The following is a 19,115-nucleotide window of genomic DNA, read 5'->3' as shown; positions in this document are numbered from 1 at the left end:
TATGTCGCCAGAGTAATAAAGCCTGCCGCAGGCAGAGTTCAGATTTTGATGGCAAGAAAGCCGCCTTTAAAAGGCGTTTGGCCCCGGAAAAGGAATGTATAGATGCGCTGTAAAACGCTGACTGCCGCGGCAGTAGTAATGTTGATGATGACCGCCGGATGTTCCACCTTAGAGCGCGTGGTCTATCGTCCTGATATCAACCAGGGGAACTATCTGGTTGCCAACGATGTGGCCAAGATTCATACCGGTATGACACAGCAGCAGGTGGCTTACACGCTCGGTACGCCGATGATGAAAGATCCGTTTGGCAGCAACGTCTGGTATTACGTTTTCCGTCAGGAGCCAGGTCATGAGGGCGTAAAACAGCAGACGCTGACGCTGACCTTTGATGGTAACGGCGTTCTGACTAATATCGACAACAAGCAGAATCTGTCACAGAACAACGACTGATTGCCCGTAAGATTGTCAGAAACAACAGACAGCAAAAAGGCGCACTGAGCGCCTTTTTTTATGCCGGGTATCCGCTGTATCTGATGGGATAAGGGCTTATTTTTTGCTTTCTGCCGCTCGTTCTGCGCGCTGCCGGCGTAACTCTTTAGGATCGGCAATCAGCGGACGGTAGACTTCGATACGATCGCCCTCATTCACCACATCATCCAGCTTCACCGGACGACTATAGATGCCGACCTTGTTACTGGCGAGGTCAATCTCCCGACGCAGTTCAAGTAGTCCTGATTTGAGGATGGCCTGTTCAACCGTGCTGCCCTGCTCCACTTTCACATAGAGCTGATACTGCTTTTCAGGCAAGGCATAGACCACCTCGACAGAGATATCAGGCACGGTAAACCTCTTTGGCGCGCTGTGTGAAAGCCTGCACCATGCTGTTGGCCAGCTCTTTGAAGATCCGCCCAAAGGCCATCTCTACCAGCATGTTAGTGAACTCGAACTCCAGGCTTAACTCAACCTTGCAAGCGTCATCGCCCAGCGAGACGAACGTCCAGCCGCCAGTCAGCTTGCGGAACGGCCCGTCAACCAGTTGCATATGGATGCTCTGGTTATCCGTCAGGGTATTGCGGGTGGTAAACGTTTTGCTGATGCCCGCTTTCGACACATCCACGGACGCCGTCATCTGATTCTCAGACGCATCCAGCACGCGGCTTCCGGTGCAACCCGGCAGGAATTGCGGATAGGCATCCACATCATTTACAAGTTGGTACATCTGCCCGGCACTAAACGGGACCAGCGCCGAACGACTAATCTGAGCCATAATGGTTCCTGTTCATCACAAAACCGCTGAATAATAGCATTTTCAGCGATTAAACAAAAATGTCCCCGAGTGAGGGTGTGCTAGAATATCCCGTTTCCTGCCGCCCCGCTGGACTGGGGATGCGATAACCGACTAAGTGATGTAAAATACGCCGCACTATGACAAAGAAAAAAGCACACAAACCCGGTTCTGCCACTGTTGCCATGAACAAACGCGCCCGCCACGAGTACTTCATTGAAGAGGAGTATGAAGCGGGATTGTCGTTACAAGGATGGGAAGTTAAGTCACTTCGTGCCGGTAAAGCCAACATCAGCGACAGCTATATTCTGCTGCGCGATGGCGAAGCCTTTCTGTTCGGTTCAACCTTTCAACCCTTAGCCGTTGCCTCCAGCCATGTGGTCTGTGACCCGACGCGCAGCCGTAAACTGCTGCTGAAGCAACGTGAACTTGATTCACTGTATGGCCGCGTTAACCGCGAAGGCTACACCATCGTGGCGCTGTCGCTGTACTGGAAAAACGCCTGGTGCAAACTGAAGATTGGTGTTGCACGCGGTAAGAAAGAGCACGACAAGCGCGACGATATCAAAGACCGTGAATGGAAACTGGATAAAGCACGTATCATGAAGAATTCAAAGCGTTAAGCACTGGATTTTGATTTGTTTTGTTGCTAGTATTTGAAGTTCTGGGGCTGATTCTGGACTCGACGGGATTGTGAAGCCTTAGGAGCATGCCGAGGGGCGGTTTGCCTCGTAAAAAGCCGCAAAAAAATAGTCGCAAACGACGAAAACTACGCTTTAGCAGCTTAATAACCTGCTTTTAGCCTTCTCTCCCTAGCTTCCGCTCTTAAGACGGGGATCAAGAGAAGTCAAACCCAAAAGAGATCGCGTGGATGCCTTGCCTGGGGTTGAAGCGTTAAATCCAATCAGGATAGTCTGTTAGTGGCGTGTCTGTTCGCAGCTAACCGGCGAATGTAAAAACTGACTAAGCATGTAGTGCCGACGGTGTAGTAATTTCGGACGCGGGTTCAACTCCCGCCAGCTCCACCAAAATTCTTCAAAGATGGTTCCAGTGCCATCCGCAGAAGTCCTAAGAGCCCGCACGGCACAAGCCCTGCGGGCTTTTTTGTGTCTGTAACCTTCCGAGATAATCCGCCTGAATCCAGAGATAATTGGTACACGTTTAGGTACACGCTATAATGTGGGCCAAAAACGTGTACCAATTATGGATGGAAACCAGTCATGGCGCGGATGACACGCCCCCTCACCAATAACGAAATCCTCAAAGCTAAGCCTCAAGAGAAAGACTTCACACTACATGATGGGGATGGGCTTTTCCTGCTAATCAAAACGTCTGGCAAGAAGCTATGGCGTTTCCGCTATCAGAGGCCAAGAAGTAGTAGCCGCACAAATCTTAGTCTTGGCTCATACCCTGCCCTAACGCTAGCTGCTGCACGTCAGATGCGTGATCAGTACCTGTCACTTCTCGCTCAAGAGATCGATCCACAGAAGCAGCAAGAGGAAGTTTCTGAGCAGCGTCAGATTGAGTTAGATAGCATTTTCTCAGTTGTTGCCGAGAGGTGGTTCCAGCTTAAAAGCAAAAGTGTTACCGAAGATTATGCAAAGGATATTTGGCGATCACTCGAGAAGGACATCTTCCCAACTATCGGTGAGATTTCTGTTCAGGCGCTTAAGGCTAGAACGATTGTAGAGGCACTGGAGCCGATTAAAGCTCGCGGCGCACTTGAGACAGTTCGTCGCTTAGTTCAGCGTATAAACGAGATCATGATATATGCCGTTAATACCGGCCTGATTGATGCCAATCCGGCATCAGGTGTTGGAATGGCCTTTGAGAAACCCAAAAAGCAAAATATGCCGACACTGCGACCAGAAGAATTGCCGACGTTAATGCGTTCCCTAAACATGTCAAATCTATCCGTCCCAACTCGATGCCTTATTGAATGGCAACTGTTAACTCTTGTGCGCCCTTCTGAAGCTTCTGGTGCACAATGGGTAGAAATTGATCTTGATACAAAACTCTGGACTATTCCAGCCGAAAGGATGAAGTCGAAACGAGAGCATGTTATCCCTCTATCAACTCAGGCATTAGAGATTCTTGAAGTGATGAAGCCTATGAGTGCTCATCGAAAGCACGTTTTTCCAAGCAGGAATGACCCAAAGCAAGCCATGAATAGCCAGACAGCTAATGCCGCTTTAAAACGAATTGGATTCGGAGGAAAGCTTGTCGCACATGGGTTACGTTCAATTGCGAGCACAGCATTAAACGAAGCAGGTTTTAACCCTGACGTAATCGAAGCAGCTTTAGCTCATAGTGATAAAAATGAGGTACGCAGAGCATACAACCGCTCAACGTACATTGCACAACGTGCAGACCTGATGAACTGGTGGGGCGGATTTGTAAGAAATTCTTCACTTTCCTCAAGAAAGAGTATTGCAAAAATCTTAAATCCATGAATAAATCACTTCACACTTAAAATGTTCTTGTCAAGGAGACAAGGATGAAAATTGACTTCGATGCTATTTTTTTTGATTTGGACAATACTTTAATAAGTACAGACTCTCTTAAGCAGCTTAGAGAGAGCGGTAACAGTGCTAACCTCTCTCAGGATGCACTCAATCAAAGCAAGATTTATGCTAAATCTAAATCTTTGCTCGAATATCTGAAAAAAAACTCCATAAAAACAGCGCTTATAACAAACTCACCAAGAAAATATGCTGAATCGCTAATAACACATCATTCATTAGAAAATTATTTTGATGTAATTATAACTTATAATGACGTATTAAAAGACGGTGCAAAGCCAAGCCCAAAAGGAATCGAGATGGCTCTTGAAAAGCTTGGACTTACAAGAGCATCAAAAGTAGTTTACATTGGAGATGATGACAAAGATTTTATAGCTGCTTATAGTGCTGGAGTGAAACCTCTAGCCCCAGCCTGGGCATCACGCATTCCTTTCAGAGTAATACCATCCGCTATAATTTCAACATCAGCCTTAATGGATGATATTGACTGTTTCGATAGCGTTGATTTAATTGCTGACATCTGCGCTAGTAGAAATAAATTTGTGCACTCACGAAAATGGTTATATTTTATGCCCATGACACTAAGTGGTGACGTTGGAGCAATTAAAAAAGACAACATTGAGATTGTTTGCCTAGGAAAATACTTCAGTCAAAAAGGTTTATTAACGGCTAAGATTCACGACCAACATTCGCTATCATTAGAAATAGCAAAAAAAGATCACATAAAAACATATGTAATGCCTGACTATATCGTTTCTTTAATTCAGCATTGCATAGATAGAGTCTCAAAATATTTCTTTGGCGAGAATAGTTATTTTGATTTAGTTACCGTCATCCCATCGAAGAAGAATAAAAACCCTAGACTGGAGAATATGCTAAATAGAGTTTCACGACAAGGATTTTCCAGAACCAACTTTATTCATGACTTGTTTTACTTTGAAGATGGTGCCGTAAGCCTGAAAACCCTAGGAAGTAAAGAAAACCGCGCTCAAGAGATAAAAGACAAGTTAAAACTAAAAGAAAAATACCTCAATTTAGTTCGGGGAAAAAGGATTTTAGTAATTGATGATGTGATAACTACCGGCTCAACGCTTCAGGGCGCTTTCAATTTATTAAATCAACATAGTCCCCAAAAGATTTTGGGACTTTGTTTAGCAAAAACAGTAAGTATAGCTGGTGAGTATAAATTTTGCCCTCAATGCGGCAGAGCACTGACTCTTAGGAAAGGACGTACTGGTATACATTTTTGGGGATGTACTGGATTTCATGAGGCCGAGCAGTGCAAATATGTCCTTAATATTAAAGAAAAAGAATGTCCAGTTTGTGGCCTTGATATGTACAAACAGTATAGTCCAAAAAATGATAGTTACTTCTTAAGCTGCGCAGGTTACTATAATAATAGATCATGTACACATACCGAGGACATAATTTAATGTTTTTTTCAGAAGCCGGGGAAAAGCTAGTAGCTTTAAGTCGACTCAAAGGGATTGGCGAAAAAACATTGTCTACATTAAGAAAAGAACCTTATTTTCTTGATATGACAATTGAAGATATCGTCGGCAAATCCTTTAGCAAAAAAAACATTTATACAAAGTTAGAACTGGATAGCGCGTTAAAATTTGCAAAAACTCAGCGCGACCAGTGTTTTTCTAACAACGTCAATCTTCATACTATATTTGATAATAACTATCCCTATAGCTTACGAAATCTCAACTCCCCCCCTCCCTTTATTTTCTCTAAAGGGAATTATTCATGCTTGAACGAGACAAATGTTGCAGTTATAGGCACACGAGAGCCTACTATCAGAGGAGAGGAAATAGGAAAAAGAATCACTACTTGGTTAGTGAATAGTGGTTTTAACATTGTCAGTGGGCTCGCACACGGTATTGATACTATTGCACATAAAAGCACTCTAGCTTTGCAGGGGAAAACCATAGCTGTAATGGCTCACGGTTTAGATTCTACATATCCAAAAGCAAATGAATCACTGGCATTAGAAATTTTAGACAAGCAAGGCGCATTAGTAAGTGAGTACCCGATTGGAACCAAAGTAAACCCAATAAATTTGGTCAAGAGAGATGCAATTCAAGCTGCTTTATCTTCAGGGGTCTTTTTAATTCAAACAGGCATCAAAGGCGGTAGTCTGCACGCTTCTCGTGCGACATTACAATATGGCAGACCATTAGTAGTGGTAGGGCAATCAAAGACTGACATTGCTAATAACGAGGAAAAAGCACAAGGCAATTTCGAACTCCTGAACTCTGACTACCAAAAAGTAAAGCGCCTTCTTAAAATTAACGATTTTGATCAAAATCTTTTAGTAAAACTAAATAGCAATATAGATTATAATTCCGCCATTAAAAAATTAGAACAATACTTCTTTTATTCACGAAATATAAAGGAAGAAACTGATGGGTTTAATTTTGAAGAATGAATAAAATGTATAACACTTTAACTTTTGACTAAGTTCTTACATGCGATGCTATTGATTGCTTTTTGGGAGGAAAATCTTTTCTATTCTTGAAAAATTATTTTTGCGTTAGCGCGCAATGCTATCCCCGCCACGCCTGCCCGCTTTATGCATAGCTTTTCATGCAGGTGCATGATGCGGTCAGAGCCGCGCCCGGTATGGCCTGAACGGTGGAGAACAATGCATGGTTTTGCATGCAGATCCATGCACGCTATGCATGCATCACTCTTTACAAAGCGGCTGGCCAGAAAAAGGGCTTCAGAAAGACAAAGGACAGACACAAAAAAGCCGCTGGTTGGGCAGCGGCTGTGCGGGGTTAATGAACCTGGCGGAATGCAGAACCATAACGTCCAAGCGTATGACGGTCTCTTACCGGTTCCGGTGGTGGTGCCGGTACTTTTTCCGGTTGTGGCGGTGCAGTGATCACCTTTGTAATGCTCTCATTCGTCTTGAAGGTGCAGGAACAGTCCAGATTAGTGCACTGGTGATACCGCTCTTTCACCTGCTCTGACATATAGCGGCTCGATTTGGTATGTGCCGCACTTTTGCAGTAGGGACAGTGCATCATTTCTGGCTGCCCTCCTGAAGCTTTGCACGCTGCATTCGGATTGATTCAGCCAGCTTCTGGCGGCGCATAGGATGGCGGTAAAGCTCCATATCAATACCCGTAAGTGGCGGGCGATACAGACCAATATTCTCCAGCAGCGGAGCCTCATTTAGTATGCTGTCTGGCAGAGCAGCCGCCGCCCGCGTCAGCGCTTCTCCGACCAGATAAGCCACGTCCTTAATACTATCCCGGTCGTCTCCGGCAAACGTAGGAGAAAGCTCTTCACGACGGAGACGCAGCTTAATGGCCCAAAGCAGCGACGGACTTACGTTGCGCAGGGCTGACTGCCAGTGCGCATCCGCGAACCCGGTAAAAGCCTCCAGGTGCGATTCAACATACTCTTTACCACTGCCGCAGCATTTCAGCATCGCCTCCTGCTTATCCAGCGCTAGCTCTTTAAGCAGCCCGCCGAACTCATCGGCCAGTTCACGGCTGGCGATGCGCTGAGAATGTTCGGCGCGCAGCTCGTCGGTGAGATTGCCTCGCAGGTTGCGAAAGCTCGTGCGCCAGTTACTTTCGGCCTCTTTCCCTGCCTCGATGGCTGCCTGCTGTTCTTTTTCACAGCGGGCTATATCGGCGCAGATGCCGTTATAGGCTTTCATCCTTTCGGTATGTTCAGCGCGGGCTTTCTCGAAGCGTTCCTGTGATGCAGGTTTCTGTTCCGGGGTGGTCATGATTGTCTCTCATCGTCTGTAAAGGATGAGGTCATTCTGTCGTGTACCACAGGACAGCGCATTTCATTGCTTTCCGCCTGTCGATGAACAAACAAGGGCAAAACCAGTACGGGATGGCCCCTTGACTGGTGATATTTCTCATATAACTGTTCACTGGTATTCACTAAGATAAAAAACGTAATAAATACAACACTTAAAGTAGTGAACACTTTAAAATTAAGTCTTCACTGAGTATTCACCTGTGTTCACACAGCCTCAGATAACAGCTTTTTTCTGGCGAGCCTTTTTCAGATTTTAATTCTATTAATAATCGCTTTTTAATCGCTGAAAGCTCTTAAAAGGCAAACGCTGGCAAACGTTGGCAAACAAAGGCAAACAGGAGGTAAGAGAAGTGCTTTTTGCTCATTTTTCAGCAATCAGGGGGTTGTTTACTTCGCCAGAAATATAACCAGAATAGGGGGTTACCTGAAGACACTACCGGAACCGGACAGCACCGCCCGGACTCATAATGAGGTAACACCATGCACGCAGCTTCATCCGCACCAGCCCCTGCCATTCCCGTAATCCGCGATGCCATTTATCCGCGCGACCGCTTTATGCGCTTGCCGGAAGTCATCAGCACCTGCGGTCTGTCACGTTCGACCATTTACGATTTAATCAGCCGGGAGCAGTTCCCCTCGCAGATTTCGCTTGGTGGTAAAAACGTCGCCTGGCTGGCGTCAGAAATTGACGGCTGGATGCAGGCCCGCATCGCACAGCGCGCCGGGGGTGCAGCATGATTACGCTGAATTTCGGCACAAAAACCTTTTCGCTCACCCGCGAAGAAGCCGCCTTTGTCGCAGAAAGCCTAACGGCACCCCTCAGCGACAGACCAGCAACCGCACTGGCCTTTACCAGCGGAATGCACGGTCACATCTCCGTTATGAGTAAAAAAGCGAAGCCTGCCAGGCAGCGGGCGAAAAAAGAGAACCGGGAATTCCGATCAAATCCGCCGCAATCCGATCACGTCCTGACCGGTTGCTGAGGAAATAGCCCCGATGTTTAAAAAAAGGCTTTTCTCTGGCGAGCGGCCGTTATACAGTTTTTGTGCTGCCGCAAAATCGGCAGCCGGGCGTAGGAACCCGAGTTACTTATTGGCGACACAACACGCGCCATGCGTGTTTTTTTACGTCGTTGCCTCAGTGCGCCATTTTTCAGCGCAGCGGTTCTTATTCCGTTGCGTCGTCAAAATAATGGTGGCTCAGGCGGGGCAGCCTTCGGGCTGGCCGGTTTCCAATAAGGCCGGTATTCCTACCCCCGTCTGGGCTACCACCCATGAGCGTAGGAACTCCGGTGGTAGCAGTAACCGCTACTTATTGGAGATTGTCCTCATGACAACGGCCCTTACTGCCGCTCACTCTCAATTCACCTTTATTTTTGCCGCCATACGCCGCACCGATGCCGCCGCACGTCTCTGCATGCTGCGCACCGTGGCCGGCGATGAGCGAAGCGCCCGCGCCAGCCTCGCCCGCGATTACGTCCTGTCCTTTGCCGGTCGTCTGCCGGTTAAGGCGGTAGTCGCATGAACACGCTCACAAAACGCCTGAATAACAGTGAGACCTACCCTATTCCACACGCTGACTACCTGCGCCTGCTGCACGCGCACGCGGTCGGCGTGACCGTGCTCGATATGTTCGACTCGGTGAACGGCATGAGCGCGCGCGGCTGCGTGCCGGACGGCGCGGCGCTTGCCTCGGTCGTTGCCCTGCTCACCGACCAGCTCGGTAAAGTTGTTGAAACCTGTGAATCCCGCATGTTAGCCACGGAGGCCCGCCATGATGACCGTTAATCACTCCTGCCTGCCCGTTGAGGTACGCACCGCCGTTTACCGTCGCGCGCTGGCGCAGGGCTACCTGAACGCCTGCAAAGGCCTCGGCATCACTGTGTCAGCGACGATTGATGAGCTTCAGATGACCATTGCCCTTGAGCTGGAGGGCTTCTATGTGCGCCGCCACGGCCCGGACGCAGGCATGGAGATGGCCTGCACGATGCTGGGCGATATGGTTGAGCCGGACCTGCTGACCGCGCCACCGCGGCTGACGCAGCTCGGCGTCACCATGATGGATGAGCTGTTCCGCAGCCAGCTTGCGGCCGCCAGCCGCATCACGCTGCACTGAGGGAGAGCATGCACATGAAACATATCGTCTCTGACACCGTAAAGGCGGCCACCGGATTCTGGCCGCAGCTTCTGCCCGCCCTCGGCATCAGCGTACACGCCGGAGGGCGGCACGGAGCCTGCCCGGCGTGCGGCGGTAAAGACCGTTTCCGATTCGACAATCAGGACGGGCGCGGAACGTGGCTCTGTAATCAGTGCGGGGCCGGTGACGGCCTTAACCTGGTGGAAAAGGCGCTCAGTCTCAGCGCTAAAGAGGCCGCCATGAAGGTTGCCGGGATGCTTGGCTCGCTACCGGAGTCAGCCCCGGTTATGCATGATGAAACCGCAGACAAAAGCCGCACACAGGCAGACGCAGCCGCACGGGCGCAGGTGCTTATCACCGCCGCTGTCAGCCGCACGGACAACGCCTACCTTTCATCAAAAGGGCTGCACGGTATACAGGCGCTCACACTTGCTGATGCGCTGCGCTGTGGTGGCATCAGCTTTGCCACCGGGGATGTGCTCATCCCGCTGACCGGCGAAAACGGTACGGCCGTAAACGTGCAGCTCATCAGCGCCGCAGGCGACAAGCGCACACTGCCCGGCGGACAGGTGAAAGGCACATACTGGCTGGCCGGTGAGCCGGATGGCAAAACGCTGTGGCTCACTGAAGGATACGCAACCGGCCTGACCGTGCACCGGCTGACCGGTCAGGCGGTATACGTGGCGCTGAGTGCCAACAACCTGCCCGCGCTGGCGAAACGGCTGCGTGAGTCACATCCTGATGCAATGATGCTGATTGCTGCCGACCGTGACGACAACGGCACAGGCCAGTTAAAGGCAGAGGAAGCGGCGAAAGCCTGTGGTGGTAAAGCCGCCCTTCCGCCGGTTGCAGGTGACTGGAACGACGTGTGGCAGTTACAGGGTGATATCGCCACGCAGGCGCAGCTCACCAGCTTCACCCAGCCGCAGCCGCTCAGCCCGTTTGAGTCCGTCAGCGAGGCCGACCTGAAAGCCATGAGCGCCAGTCAGAAAGCCGAGCTGCTGGTCGCCCACTACGGGGAGGCGCTGGCCGTGCCGCCGGTCGGAGAGGAAATATGCCGCTATGAAAACGGCGCATGGCAGGTGATGGAGGCGAAGACGCTGCGCCGGGAAATCGCCGCGCTGTTTCAGAAAGTGCGCGCCCCGTTCTCCGCTGCCGGTATCGGCAGCGTGCTGGACACACTCAAGCTGATGGTACCCCAGATGGGTGAACCGTCCCGCCGCCTGATCGGCTTCCGTAACGGCGTATTTGATACAGCTACCGGCACGTTCAGTTCGCACCGCCGCGAGCACTGGCTGCGCACCGTTAACAGCGTGGACTACACAGCCCCGCGTCCGGGTGAAAACCTCGCAGACCACGCCCCGTATTTCTGGCGCTGGTTAACGCGGGCCGCCGGACATAATCACGACAAGCAGGAGCGCATTCTCGCGGCGTTATTTATGGTGCTGGCAAACCGCTATGACTGGCAGATGTTTCTTGAGGTGACCGGCCCCGGCGGCAGCGGTAAAAGTGTGATGGCCTCGATAGCCACTCTGCTGGCCGGAAAAGACAACACCACGTCCGCCACCATCGACACGCTGGAATCCTCCCGCGAGCGCGCCAGCGTAGTGGGCTTCTCGCTGATTATTCTTCCTGACCAGGAGAAATGGAGCGGCGACGGCGCGGGCATCAAGGCGATCACCGGCGGCGATGCCGTTGCAATCGACCCGAAATACCGTGACGCCTATTCAACGCATATCCCGGCGGTGATTCTGGCGGTGAATAACAATCCGATGCGCTTCAGCGACCGCAGCGGCGGTGTGTCGCGCCGCCGGGTTATCCTGACGTTCCCGGAAGTGATACCGGCAAAAGAGCGTGATCCGCAGTTGCTGGACAAAATCAGCACCGAGCTGGCCGTGATTGTTCGTCACCTGATGCAGCGCTTCGCGTCACCTGATGAAGCCCGCGAGCTGCTACAGGCGCAGCAGACGTCCGGCGAAGCGCTGGAGATTAAACGACAGGCTGACCCACTGGTCGATTTCTGTGGTTACCTGATGCCATTGAGCACGCCAAATGGGCTATTTATCGGGAACGCAAATATTCGCCCTATAAACCCGAAGCGCTATCTCTACCATGCGTATCTGTCCTTCATGGAATCGCGCGGCCATCAGCATCCGCTTAGCCTGACCGCATTCGGCCAGGCAGTGCCGCAGACACTTAAAGAGTATGAACGGGTACTACTAAAGCGCAGAACGAATAACGGCATACAAACCAATCTCACACTACATGAAGACAGCGAGGCAGATTGGTTGCCCGCATGTAGCGCCTGATAACATCAGATCACGTAAACCGGCTTAGTCCGGTTTTTTTATATTTGATGAAATTATTAATGTCAGCCAAAGCCAGCGAAAAGCGAACGTTCTCATTTTTCATTAACGTTAGGTTTGAGGGCTAACATATGATATATCGTTGGAGAGCAGGTCAGCAACTGTACGTCCAAGATTCAACAAAACATATCACGATTTACTTATTATAGGATTAAGAAACAATATGGAATACAAAATAGACGACATATCAGACCTTTTAAGTGGCGTTGATGTAATAAGTGACAATGAAGATGGTGATGGTTGGTTTTTCTCTCAAGACTCAACTACTGACTACGTTCCAGCCAGACTTACTTTGAATGAAAACCTAACTGGAGATATTAATGGTGCGAGAGTAATTCTTATAAGCGCTCCCGGAGCTGTTGGTAAGTCAGTAATGGCGAGAGAGTTAAGCAATAAAACTGGTAGTATATATTTGGATTTATCAAAGGCTTCAAGCATTGCTGGAAATTATGTTATTGGCGGACTGGCAAACAAAGATATTTTACCAGCATGGAATGCTGGGACGGTTGGCTTAATAATTGACTCTTTAGATGAAGCCAGACTAAGAGTAACCCAAGATTCATTTGAAGATTTTTTACTCGACGTCAGTAACGTTTCAAAAAGAAATAAAAACCCAATAGTTATATTTGGCCGAGTGGGCATTATTGAGGAGGCTTGGCTAATTTTAAGTGAGATTCATAATATAAACTGCCCTGTTTTCGATATTGAATTTTTCAATGAGTTAGAGGCTACTGATTTCATCGAAAAAAATCTTCTAAAATTATCTAAAAGTCAAAGGCAAGAATATAGACACTTATCATCTTCTCTTAGCATACACTCAGGAGTATATGAAAGCTCAATCCGCGGTGTAGTTGATGAACTTAAAGAGATATCGGGTGCTGAATCCACCAGATTCTTCGGGTATGCACCGGTTTTGGAAGCCGTATCAAAAGTTATTGGTACCATCAAAAATCCATCTAGAATTTTTGAGGAAATGAAAGATATTTTGAGCGGTGAAATGTTGCTGAGCATATGCAAAGCCGTTCTGTCGCGAGAGCAGGGCAAGCTGACTCAGCAATTACCTGAAAAGTTTGACGCAATAAAAGAAGCTCTTTATTCAACTGATGAGCAACTTAATCGACTTGCATGTCGATTATTTAATATTCCTCCTATAGATAGCATAAGTATACTAAGTGGCGATTTAATTGCTTTGTATAACGATGCTGTTGAGAGTATGTTACCTCAACATCCATTCTTAGACGGGACGGGAAGAAAGGTTGCCAGCTCTGTTTTTGAAGCATGTATATTGTCCTATGCATTGATGAGTGAGAACGAAAGCATTTCTAATGCTGCAAAGAACCATTGCCTATTAGGCGTTTCAACGCCAAACCCATTCCTATTTGATTTTTTCGTTGAATCTAAGGTTCAGCATGATAATTCAAAAATTGACAGCTCATATATAGGAATTCTTTTCGACTCTGCTCTATCTAAGCTAAAAATCAATGACGTTGCCACCTTGATAGTTAACGATGATGAAGACATGAAGCTTCATGTTGAATTTATTATCTCTAATTCTAATGATGAAGACTTAAGAGAGATCGAGTTTACATCCGATGGATACAGCTCAATAGTTCTCGGAAATAAAGTAGGGAACGTTTTCATAAATACGGAATCTTCAAATGTTGAGTTCGCTTCAAGCGAACAGCTTGAGCTTTTTTCACCTATTAGTATCTCTTGTGAATGCCTTCGCATAAATAGTGAAAAATTGATTATTAAGTCAGTCAAAAAAGATGAGGGAAACACAAGCGTTATTCTTGAAGCTAACCGATTCGAAAGTAATAGGACTATTAGTCCCCCTTTGGTTCGCCCTGGAGCTGAGCTTTATGTGAACTGGCCATCATCAGAGGGTTTTCCATGGTCTGCGTTTTCAAACAAGCCAATAAATGCTAATTCCGATAATCGTGTTGCTGAAGCGTTAAGGGTATTCCGGCGAATCGTCATGGCGTTTAGATCTCACAGTAAAGGCCGATTGGCAAGGCTTCAAGATAAAGTTAATCATGCTCGTATGTTACGAGGCGAGGATGGACGAATGCTTTTGTCTCAGCTTATTCAAGACGGAGTGATAAGTCCTGAAAACCACATGTATTACCTTGAGCCAAACCTTTTAGGAAGTGTTGCAGGTGCATCATTCTTACAGGTTAATACCAAAAACTATTCTGATGAGACGCTTCAATATGTAGCACGCGCGATAAAGCATACTACGTGAGACCTAAACACGTTATATTAGATAACAGCCCTCCTTGAGAGGGCTTCTTCTCATACTATGACCTGTTGTGTTGACCTGATCCTAATAATTCATCATGGTTCAAGATTGGCAATGACCGCTTTTAGTACAAAGCGGACCATTTACAATAGAAGCGTCTAATAACTCCACATTATGCATAGTGGCTCAAGTCACTTTTTGTCGTCTTGCTAAAGTGATAATCAAAAGTGCGCACTAGTGTAGGTCTTGCCTAAAACCATTCACTACCTAACAGTTTGAATATATTGAACAAAAATTAAAGATGAACAGTATGAACACTTTTCTCTGAAATCATTTTATGTTGGATCTAGCGCCAAGCATTAGTTATCCTTGCCGTGTTGCTTGGGGGTATAAGATCCAATAATTGGTACACGTTTAGGTACACAACCCAATGCTTGATTATAAAAAAACCATCAAATTCAACTTCTTGACAGATAAAGTCAGACTCCGCCAGCCCACCAAAATTCTTGGATGATGGTTACCAGAACCATCATCGAAGTCCTGAAAGCCCGCAAGGTGAAAGCTTTGCGGGTTTTTTTGTGTCCATAGCAGTCCACTGAGAGTGGCTAGAATCCACGCCAAATGACACCCTGTTTTCGCCCCAGCCCCATGGGTCCAAAATCTGAGGGGCCGAACATGCCGAAAATCGTCACTAAACACAATAATAATCAAATCAAAAACACTAAGCCTGCCGAGAAGGAAGTGAACCTCTTTGATGATGACAGCTTGTTTTTGCGCATATCGCCGATCATGAAAGGTGGCATGAAAACTGGTACTTCAGGTATGCGACTCCTGTGACTAAGAAACGAACGAAAATGAGTTTGGGTACTTACCCTTACCTTATATTCGCGCAAGATAGCTCTCTCAGAGATCAGTACCTTGCCCTACTCGCCCAGCAGATTGATCTGCAAACGCATAAGACCGACAAAGCGAATGCATTAAAAGCGTCCACTGAACACACCTTGTAGGTGGTGGCAAGAAAGTGGCTGGAAGAGAAGAAAAGAACGTCAGTGATTTTAGAAGATCATGTAGCTGATATCTGGCGTAGCCTTGAACGTAACGTCTTCCCTGGATTGAACAATGTTCCGATTAAAGAGATTCGGCCCAAACTCTTGAAGCATCAGCTTGATCCAATCGAACAGCGCGGGGGTCTTGAAACCCTGAGGCGCATTATCTCCCGGCTAAATGAAATTTTTCGTTGAATAGCTACCAAGGAACTGATTGAGTTCAATCCCGTTGATATCTTTGCAGAGCGCCTTCAAAAATCTAAAAAGAAAAATATGCCAGCATTACCTCCTTCAGAATTACCAGGCTTTTTGGCTACATGTAATTTTAAAAGCACATATTTAATGCGGAAATGTTAGCATTAAAGAACTATTGCTAAAAATTAAAAAACCAGAAGCCTTACCAATACCGGTCCGGTTTGTATAGAGCTTGGGTAATGAGTTACAATCTGACTATCGTAAGACAAATAAATAACATTCATTATGAATAAAAAGAAAATCGAAGAAATGCTTTTAAAAGAGGGGTTTACACAAAAAGAAGTCTCTGTGATACGCCAGCATGCTGATAAAAACGGTTATCCTTATCCCTGGCTCCTTTCACAGTTAAAGAAAAGATTCATAGCTGCAATGATATTAATAGCTATCCTTCTCGCAGGACTCATTTATACCATTCGCAGCGGTACACAAGAAAACCTTGTATCTTATTCGATAACACTGTTAGCAGGCTTCACAATTCTGTATATTTTTATCCCGTTGAAGCCCGCATACAAAGCATTTAAATTTTTGCGAAAACACTCTCATATTTTATAAAGTCGATAATGAACATTTTCATTTATTTAATCGAAGAATCGCACTGCCTTTTCCCCCTACTGCAATACATTCACCACTAGAGACATCTATATAATATTTAACTGGATTAGGCATACTTTCCATCATCCATGGAAGATCTTCAGAAAATTTTAAATCTGAGGTTGAAATAACCCAAACAGATTTGCCATCAAAAGACGCTCTCACAGCCTCATGAAAACGTTCGTCCCAACCATGACCTGTTTCCCTTGCATATTCTTTGGCAATTTCAACAGCTTTATTTTGCGATATCATTGCTGAACTCCATACCAAACATTATACATCAACCCTCCAACCACTACTGGACCCAAAAGAATACCTGCGGTTTCATGCCGCAATAATGTATAGGTAATTTGTAAGTATTTCCAAGGGGGACTTGAAGCCTTCAATGATATATTCCCTACTCATCCTCTGGCTCTTAATAAGCCAATAGTTTCAGCAAGTGACTCTTCCAGGTATCGTAATATATATGATTTATTATATGCGCTTTGTCTCATGAAAACCCTAAGTTCTCTAAATAAATAGAACTTAGGCGCAATTGCCATGTGTACCTGTTCATGATAAAGAGTTGAAAGCATCTGCAAATATGCGTCATCTTTCGACATTGCGCCAGGATAGTAGTTGCGTCCTACTTCTACGTCCCCCAGGGTTTTGTGCGTCCCTGAACGACGTCACTATGCTTTGTGATTTTTATCTTAGGAGTATAACGCCAGCCTCCATTGCGAGGGAGGTTCATTTTCCTTCCAATATCGCTGCTGTATCTGGGCATTTTTACTCCCCTGAAAGGAGTCTTAAATGTATCACCAGGCTTCTTCTTCAAAAGAAGTGCTAGGACAGTATTAACGCCTATCAGATTGATCGCGTCTGCTAAATCCTTAGCAGCAACGTCAAGATCTCCTTCGCTACGAGCTGCGTTAGTCTTCGTGGCAAAATCAAACAACTTCTTAGCCGCTTCAAGCGCTACGCCCCCTACTGCTACCCAGCCTACAATGAGAAGCACTAAATCAGCGATTTCACCAATCCCAAAAAAGTGCGCACCAGCCCAAACCACGATGACCCCCGCCATAGTTGCTAATGCTGATGGGGTGACCATAGCAAGAAGCTGTTGACCTACGTCAGAGGGTAAGAGCACTGCCGCTTTAGAAATGGCTAGCTGTAGCCTTGACTGTATATCGCCAGGGATAACTTCCATTCTCTATCCTCAGTTATATGTTAAGCTGCCTGCAGAATAACTCTTGAATACTGCATTATCCAGTAGTTTTGCTTATCATCTTTGTTTGACCTGATCGAAGAAAAGATATCCACTTATCATTTAGCTTTTAAAAAATTCATTAAAAATGACAGAACTAAAATAGTCATTTAAATTAACAATCCAACCTAACCCTCAATAATAAAAACGTTAAAATCCGAAAAAAATATAATGATAGTTGATATTAAATTTGAGAAAGCAAACAAAAGGCAATCACGATAATTCTATATTACTAACTGAAGGTTGTATCTGATACTGGGAGTAGATCAAAACCTACCCAGTCGCTCCCTGGTACATGAATGGTCTACAGTGGGGCTGGCATGATATTCAAGTTATGCAGGCAATGCAGCAAAAGCGGCAAAGTTCTTGAAATCAGGTGGTTACATAGGAATGGGGTTTGCCTTTGCTGGACCACGAATGACGTACTCAATGCCTGCGTTAAAGGACGTGAGAGCGAATGTAAAAGAACCGCATTCAAAGAGTATGGTAAGTTTGGTGCTTCGACCTTAACGGGTGTGGGAGCTGGCGCAGCCGGTTCTTTCGCAGGTGTAGGTGTATGCGCAGCAATAGGGATCGCCACAGCAGGAACCGGCGCGGTAGTCTGCGCTTCTGTTGGCTCAATAGCTGCGGGCTATGATATGTAGGTGCTAAAGCGAGTGATTCTGTAATGGATACTATCTATGAATACATGGGAATTTGAGAAATGAAATCGGCCCTGATGGTTTTGATTATGCTTCCTTTGGTTTGCTTAATAGTAAGTGTTCTATTGTATCTAATAAACAGATCCCGTTACCAGGAATTGATCTCAGACTTCCAACAAAAGCATACACTTCCCACTCCTTACTTGTTGCACTGCAATATGGGATATATAGGTTCACCTCTAATGACATATTTTTTTATGCGATTAAAACAAAACAAAAAAATCCCTTTTTTAAACAGGAGCGACAATGCTTATAGCTTTGCATATGAAGATAAAAATCTTAAAAAAATAAATACTCTCAAACCACTTTACTATACTTTTGCATTTGGTTTTTTATGCTGTTTGCTGACTGGACTTATTGTGATTTTTATCCAACTTCATATTATTTAATTTTTCCAGTATGGAGATAGTCATGGAACAAACTCTCTCGGTAAAGCTTATTGAGAAAAGTAAAGAGACTGATTTTCAGCAGGCCGTTTCTGAAGTATTGATCGATAACAAACCGACGGGTATCACTATAAAAGGACAGGTACTCGAAGCCTCCGTTAAAGTCGACAATGACAGGTATATTCTTTTCACAACGGATGATGTGATCTTTGAAGAGTTTCTTACTGTTACTCTCATCAGCCTGAGTCAGGGTATTGTTGAAAGTTTGCAGGTTGGCAATGCATATTCGTCAGGTTCTTTCGAGGCGCTGTTTGTCAATCACGAAATCATTGAGTTCAATTTCATTGGCGGGTCTGTCTGGACAATTAAAGTGAACGACACCCCAAAGCCCCGTGTCCCTTTCTTTTCGGATCCGCGTGGCGTAAAACGCTCTTCAGGTCTGAAAGCGTATCTGACGATAGATGCAAAGCCATCGCCCTCACCTGCATAAAAAACCATTTAACAGAAGCAATTGGTATATGTTTATATATACCAATAATTTTATGAT

At 46.3% G+C, this 19,115-nt stretch carries 20 protein-coding genes, 1 other RNA gene and 2 pseudogenes; 17 read left to right on the top strand and 6 right to left on the bottom strand.

The window, feature by feature from the left end; translation table 11 throughout:
* The first annotated feature begins 102 nt into the window (after positions 1–102).
* Positions 103–450 (top strand): outer membrane protein assembly factor BamE, encoded by a 348-nt coding sequence (gene bamE / locus KTJ90_RS04800; protein WP_003848578.1) that lies wholly within the window; start codon positions 103–105, stop codon positions 448–450.
* 96 nt (positions 451–546) lie between these two features.
* Here the strand turns inward: bamE and KTJ90_RS04795 are convergent, their stop codons facing one another.
* Both KTJ90_RS04795 and KTJ90_RS04790 read right to left on the bottom strand, forming a co-directional pair.
* The gene (locus KTJ90_RS04795) at positions 547–840 is read right to left on the bottom strand and encodes an RnfH family protein (protein WP_003848574.1); all 294 of its coding nucleotides are present in this window, start codon (positions 838–840) and stop codon (positions 547–549) included.
* Positions 833–1,267 (bottom strand): type II toxin-antitoxin system RatA family toxin, encoded by a 435-nt coding sequence (locus KTJ90_RS04790; RefSeq protein ID WP_033761455.1) that lies wholly within the window; start codon positions 1,265–1,267, stop codon positions 833–835. The genes KTJ90_RS04795 and KTJ90_RS04790 overlap by 8 nt, the downstream gene beginning before the upstream one ends.
* Positions 1,268–1,425: 158 nt before the next feature.
* Between KTJ90_RS04790 and smpB the strand changes: the two genes are divergently transcribed.
* The 5 genes from smpB (at position 1,426) to KTJ90_RS04765 (ending at position 6,241) form a co-directional block, all read left to right on the top strand.
* Positions 1,426–1,908 carry an SsrA-binding protein SmpB gene (gene smpB, locus KTJ90_RS04785; protein ID WP_003848573.1) on the top strand — a complete coding sequence of 161 codons (483 nt, stop codon included), beginning with the start codon at positions 1,426–1,428 and terminating at the stop codon, positions 1,906–1,908.
* Between the two features lie 43 nt (positions 1,909–1,951).
* Positions 1,952–2,313: a transfer-messenger RNA gene (gene ssrA / locus KTJ90_RS04780) on the top strand.
* 192 nt (positions 2,314–2,505) lie between these two features.
* Positions 2,506–3,738, top strand: coding sequence for an integrase domain-containing protein (locus KTJ90_RS04775; protein ID WP_346531618.1), 1,233 nt, complete (start codon positions 2,506–2,508; stop codon positions 3,736–3,738).
* A 44-nt stretch (positions 3,739–3,782) separates the two neighbouring features.
* The gene (locus KTJ90_RS04770) at positions 3,783–5,240 is read left to right on the top strand and encodes an HAD-IA family hydrolase (RefSeq protein WP_346531617.1); all 1,458 of its coding nucleotides are present in this window, start codon (positions 3,783–3,785) and stop codon (positions 5,238–5,240) included.
* Positions 5,240–6,241 carry a DNA-processing protein DprA gene (locus KTJ90_RS04765; RefSeq protein WP_346531616.1) on the top strand — a complete coding sequence of 334 codons (1,002 nt, stop codon included), beginning with the start codon at positions 5,240–5,242 and terminating at the stop codon, positions 6,239–6,241. Before KTJ90_RS04770 ends, KTJ90_RS04765 begins: the two co-directional genes overlap by 1 nt.
* A 352-nt stretch (positions 6,242–6,593) precedes the next feature.
* On the opposite strand, the gene KTJ90_RS04760 is transcribed toward KTJ90_RS04765, so the two are convergent.
* Both KTJ90_RS04760 and sid read right to left on the bottom strand, forming a co-directional pair.
* Positions 6,594–6,845, bottom strand: a complete 252-nt coding sequence (locus KTJ90_RS04760; RefSeq protein ID WP_150028680.1) for an ogr/Delta-like zinc finger family protein — start codon at positions 6,843–6,845, stop codon at positions 6,594–6,596.
* Positions 6,842–7,558 carry a capsid size-determining scaffold Sid gene (gene sid / locus KTJ90_RS04755; protein WP_346531615.1) on the bottom strand — a complete coding sequence of 239 codons (717 nt, stop codon included), beginning with the start codon at positions 7,556–7,558 and terminating at the stop codon, positions 6,842–6,844. The genes KTJ90_RS04760 and sid overlap by 4 nt, the downstream gene beginning before the upstream one ends.
* A 521-nt stretch (positions 7,559–8,079) precedes the next feature.
* Here sid and KTJ90_RS04750 point away from each other — a divergent pair.
* The 9 genes and pseudogenes from KTJ90_RS04750 to KTJ90_RS04710 all read left to right on the top strand — a co-directional run bounded on the left by KTJ90_RS04750 (position 8,080) and on the right by KTJ90_RS04710 (position 16,196).
* Complete coding sequence (locus tag KTJ90_RS04750; RefSeq protein ID WP_346531614.1) at positions 8,080–8,337, top strand: helix-turn-helix transcriptional regulator; 258 nt, start codon at positions 8,080–8,082, stop codon at positions 8,335–8,337.
* Positions 8,334–8,582 (top strand): hypothetical protein, encoded by a 249-nt coding sequence (locus KTJ90_RS04745; RefSeq protein ID WP_134161121.1) that lies wholly within the window; start codon positions 8,334–8,336, stop codon positions 8,580–8,582. Before KTJ90_RS04750 ends, KTJ90_RS04745 begins: the two co-directional genes overlap by 4 nt.
* 13 nt (positions 8,583–8,595) lie before the next feature.
* Entirely contained in the window at positions 8,596–9,123 is a 528-nt protein-coding gene (locus KTJ90_RS04740) for a host cell division inhibitor Icd-like protein (RefSeq protein ID WP_346531612.1), read from the top strand.
* Positions 9,120–9,386, top strand: coding sequence for a hypothetical protein (locus tag KTJ90_RS04735; protein WP_058781704.1), 267 nt, complete (start codon positions 9,120–9,122; stop codon positions 9,384–9,386). The genes KTJ90_RS04740 and KTJ90_RS04735 overlap by 4 nt, the downstream gene beginning before the upstream one ends.
* Entirely contained in the window at positions 9,373–9,714 is a 342-nt protein-coding gene (locus tag KTJ90_RS04730) for a DUF5375 family protein (RefSeq protein WP_167428847.1), read from the top strand. The genes KTJ90_RS04735 and KTJ90_RS04730 overlap by 14 nt, the downstream gene beginning before the upstream one ends.
* Before the next feature lie 14 nt (positions 9,715–9,728).
* Positions 9,729–12,044, top strand: coding sequence for a primase-like DNA-binding domain-containing protein (locus tag KTJ90_RS04725; RefSeq protein ID WP_499025968.1), 2,316 nt, complete (start codon positions 9,729–9,731; stop codon positions 12,042–12,044).
* A gap of 220 nt (positions 12,045–12,264) precedes the next feature.
* On the top strand, positions 12,265–14,346 hold the full coding sequence (locus KTJ90_RS04720) for a hypothetical protein (protein ID WP_346531607.1): 2,082 nt from the start codon (positions 12,265–12,267) through the stop codon (positions 14,344–14,346).
* A 672-nt stretch (positions 14,347–15,018) separates the two neighbouring features.
* Positions 15,019–15,701: pseudogene (locus tag KTJ90_RS04715) on the top strand (phage integrase central domain-containing protein); the annotation flags it as partial.
* Positions 15,702–15,869: 168 nt separating this feature from the next.
* Positions 15,870–16,196: a hypothetical protein gene (locus KTJ90_RS04710; RefSeq protein ID WP_187512834.1), complete on the top strand. Its 327-nt coding sequence runs from the start codon at positions 15,870–15,872 to the stop codon at positions 16,194–16,196.
* 18 nt (positions 16,197–16,214) lie between these two features.
* Here the strand turns inward: KTJ90_RS04710 and KTJ90_RS04705 are convergent, their stop codons facing one another.
* The gene (locus tag KTJ90_RS04705; protein ID WP_140915747.1) at positions 16,215–16,487 is read right to left on the bottom strand and encodes a hypothetical protein; all 273 of its coding nucleotides are present in this window, start codon (positions 16,485–16,487) and stop codon (positions 16,215–16,217) included.
* Between the two features lie 379 nt (positions 16,488–16,866).
* Positions 16,867–17,424 (bottom strand): hypothetical protein, encoded by a 558-nt coding sequence (locus tag KTJ90_RS04700; RefSeq protein WP_318251986.1) that lies wholly within the window; start codon positions 17,422–17,424, stop codon positions 16,867–16,869.
* Between the two features lie 327 nt (positions 17,425–17,751).
* Here KTJ90_RS04700 and KTJ90_RS04695 point away from each other — a divergent pair.
* A pseudogene (locus tag KTJ90_RS04695) lies at positions 17,752–18,181 on the top strand (hypothetical protein); the annotation flags it as partial.
* A 412-nt stretch (positions 18,182–18,593) separates the two neighbouring features.
* Positions 18,594–19,058, top strand: coding sequence for a hypothetical protein (locus tag KTJ90_RS04690; RefSeq protein ID WP_003850317.1), 465 nt, complete (start codon positions 18,594–18,596; stop codon positions 19,056–19,058).
* The last annotated feature ends 57 nt before the right edge of the window (positions 19,059–19,115 follow it).

It is taken from the genome of Pantoea jilinensis (genome assembly GCF_019104105.1).
Lineage (GTDB): Bacteria > Pseudomonadota > Gammaproteobacteria > Enterobacterales > Enterobacteriaceae > Pantoea > Pantoea eucalypti.
The sequence above is the reverse complement of the archived record's forward strand: the minus strand, read 5'-3'. Positions and strand labels throughout refer to the sequence as shown.

What these genes read in the sequence shown, in the direction of transcription:
- KTJ90_RS04705 (WP_140915747.1), bottom strand. Translation starts at nt 16,487, where the DNA reads ATGATATCGCAAAATAAAGCTGTTGAAATTGCCAAAGAATATGCAAGG.
- sid (WP_346531615.1), bottom strand. Translation starts at nt 7,558, where the DNA reads ATGACCACCCCGGAACAGAAACCTGCATCACAGGAACGCTTCGAGAAA.
- KTJ90_RS04725 (WP_499025968.1), top strand. Translation starts at nt 9,729, where the DNA reads ATGAAACATATCGTCTCTGACACCGTAAAGGCGGCCACCGGATTCTGG.
- KTJ90_RS04765 (WP_346531616.1), top strand. Translation starts at nt 5,240, where the DNA reads ATGTTTTTTTCAGAAGCCGGGGAAAAGCTAGTAGCTTTAAGTCGACTC.
- KTJ90_RS04770 (WP_346531617.1), top strand. Translation starts at nt 3,783, where the DNA reads ATGAAAATTGACTTCGATGCTATTTTTTTTGATTTGGACAATACTTTA.
- KTJ90_RS04740 (WP_346531612.1), top strand. Translation starts at nt 8,596, where the DNA reads ATGTTTAAAAAAAGGCTTTTCTCTGGCGAGCGGCCGTTATACAGTTTT.
- KTJ90_RS04790 (WP_033761455.1), bottom strand. Translation starts at nt 1,267, where the DNA reads ATGGCTCAGATTAGTCGTTCGGCGCTGGTCCCGTTTAGTGCCGGGCAG.
- KTJ90_RS04700 (WP_318251986.1), bottom strand. Translation starts at nt 17,424, where the DNA reads ATGGAAGTTATCCCTGGCGATATACAGTCAAGGCTACAGCTAGCCATT.
- KTJ90_RS04750 (WP_346531614.1), top strand. Translation starts at nt 8,080, where the DNA reads ATGCACGCAGCTTCATCCGCACCAGCCCCTGCCATTCCCGTAATCCGC.
- KTJ90_RS04760 (WP_150028680.1), bottom strand. Translation starts at nt 6,845, where the DNA reads ATGATGCACTGTCCCTACTGCAAAAGTGCGGCACATACCAAATCGAGC.
- KTJ90_RS04745 (WP_134161121.1), top strand. Translation starts at nt 8,334, where the DNA reads ATGATTACGCTGAATTTCGGCACAAAAACCTTTTCGCTCACCCGCGAA.
- smpB (WP_003848573.1), top strand. Translation starts at nt 1,426, where the DNA reads ATGACAAAGAAAAAAGCACACAAACCCGGTTCTGCCACTGTTGCCATG.
- KTJ90_RS04775 (WP_346531618.1), top strand. Translation starts at nt 2,506, where the DNA reads ATGGCGCGGATGACACGCCCCCTCACCAATAACGAAATCCTCAAAGCT.
- KTJ90_RS04690 (WP_003850317.1), top strand. Translation starts at nt 18,594, where the DNA reads ATGGAACAAACTCTCTCGGTAAAGCTTATTGAGAAAAGTAAAGAGACT.
- KTJ90_RS04735 (WP_058781704.1), top strand. Translation starts at nt 9,120, where the DNA reads ATGAACACGCTCACAAAACGCCTGAATAACAGTGAGACCTACCCTATT.
- bamE (WP_003848578.1), top strand. Translation starts at nt 103, where the DNA reads ATGCGCTGTAAAACGCTGACTGCCGCGGCAGTAGTAATGTTGATGATG.
- KTJ90_RS04720 (WP_346531607.1), top strand. Translation starts at nt 12,265, where the DNA reads ATGGAATACAAAATAGACGACATATCAGACCTTTTAAGTGGCGTTGAT.
- KTJ90_RS04730 (WP_167428847.1), top strand. Translation starts at nt 9,373, where the DNA reads ATGATGACCGTTAATCACTCCTGCCTGCCCGTTGAGGTACGCACCGCC.
- KTJ90_RS04710 (WP_187512834.1), top strand. Translation starts at nt 15,870, where the DNA reads ATGAATAAAAAGAAAATCGAAGAAATGCTTTTAAAAGAGGGGTTTACA.